Origin of the sequence: Specibacter sp. AOP5-B1-6 (genome assembly GCF_052376555.1) — a bacterium.
Classification (GTDB): Bacteria; Actinomycetota; Actinomycetes; order Actinomycetales; family Micrococcaceae; genus Specibacter.
In genome coordinates this window covers 1-1447 of the sequence record NZ_JBQSVT010000103.1, presented here as the reverse complement: position 1 = coordinate 1447, position 1447 = coordinate 1, and the positions used below count along the sequence as shown (strand labels likewise).

Below are 1447 nucleotides of genomic sequence, written 5' to 3'. Positions count from 1 at the left end.
GGCTCTTCAGAATTGAGAGTGTAGTTTCGGTCTGAAGCCTCCGGATTCCAGCAGTGATCTGGCGACGTAGTTGGTGAGATTGCGGAAGCCGAGGGCGGATCCTCGAAGGTGTTCCAATCTTCCATTAATTGCTTCAGTGGGACCGTTTGAGGTCCCTGGCCGGTCGAAGTACGCGAGTATGTCGGCTGCCCTGCGTTTGAGTGTGCCACCCATCTTTTTCAGTTCCTTCAGTGCCGTAGGGACCCCGGAGCTGAGGGAGTCAATGAGGGCTTGCATCAGCTTCTTTCCCTGGGCTTGGTCTTTCTCCCGGTAGGCGGCGATCATGCGCTGATACGCACCCCACGTCGCTTCGACCTCGACGTGTTTTTCTTGGGCGAAGAGATCAGAGATCCGCTGTTGTTGCTTCTCGGTCAGCAGCCCGTCACCGGTATGCAGCGTCAGCCGGGCTTTGTAGAGCGGATCTCCGGCCCGTCCGCGATGCCCACACGTGGACTGCTGCACCCGGCGCCGGCAGTCATCAAGCGCGTCGCCAGCAAGCCGGACTACGTGGAAGGGGTCCATGACGGCAACGGCGTCAGGCAGTTCCTCGGCGGCTGCGCTCTTGAACCCGGAGAATCCGTCCATGGCCACGACTTCCACCCCGTCCCGCCATGCCTGGGGGCGTTGTTTCAGCCACGAGGAGAAGACTTGCTTAGACCGGCCCTCGACCATATCCAACAGCCGTGACGGGCCGGTCTTGTCCCTCACCGGGGTGAGGTCGATGATCACGGTGACGTACTTGTCCCCACGTCGGGTGTGGCGCCACACGTGCTCGTCAACACCGATGATCTTAACCCCGTCAAAGCGTGTGGGGTCATTGATCAGCACCCGCCGTCCTTCGGCCAACACGGCCTTGTTCGCGGTATTCCAGGACACGCCCAGCCCCTCGGCGACACGGGCGACGGTCAGGTGTTGGCAGACGATGCCTTCCAACGCCCACACCAGGCCGCGGCGGGAAAGTTTCGATCTGGGTTCAGCCGCTTGGGACGTGTCTTGCCGCCAGACATGACCGCACCCGGTGCATTTATAGCGTCGGATCCTGACCAGTAAGGTTGTTGGCCGCCAGCCGAAGGGTTCATGGCCGAGCTCCCTCGTCACCGTGTCCCGAGGGATACCTTCAGAGCCGCACTTGCGGCACCATTGATCCGTGGCCACCACACGACAGGCAATCACGGCGCGATCGACATCAAGGAATTGCCCGACCGCTTCCAAACCAAGCCCGTCAAGGCGGCAAAAAGTAGTCAAGTCAGGGCATTGAAAGGTAGCGTTGAACACGAGGGCCTTGCTGTAGAAAACGAGATCTTAGACAATCTGATTCTCTACCAAGGCCCTCACCTATGCCGAAACGAGTTCCCCGCTCTGATTCATCACGGAGCAACCCCGACTACACCCTGCATTCGGAAGAGCC

The 1447-nt window shown here is 60.1% G+C and carries 1 protein-coding gene; it reads right to left on the bottom strand.

The annotated features are described in order from the left end of the window. Positions 1 to 6: 6 nt before the first annotated feature. A complete protein-coding gene (locus tag ACT3TS_RS19630) occupies positions 7 to 1314 on the bottom strand; it encodes an ISL3 family transposase (RefSeq protein ID WP_444533210.1) in 1308 nt (435 codons plus the stop codon). Between the last annotated feature and the right edge of the window lie 133 nt (positions 1315 to 1447).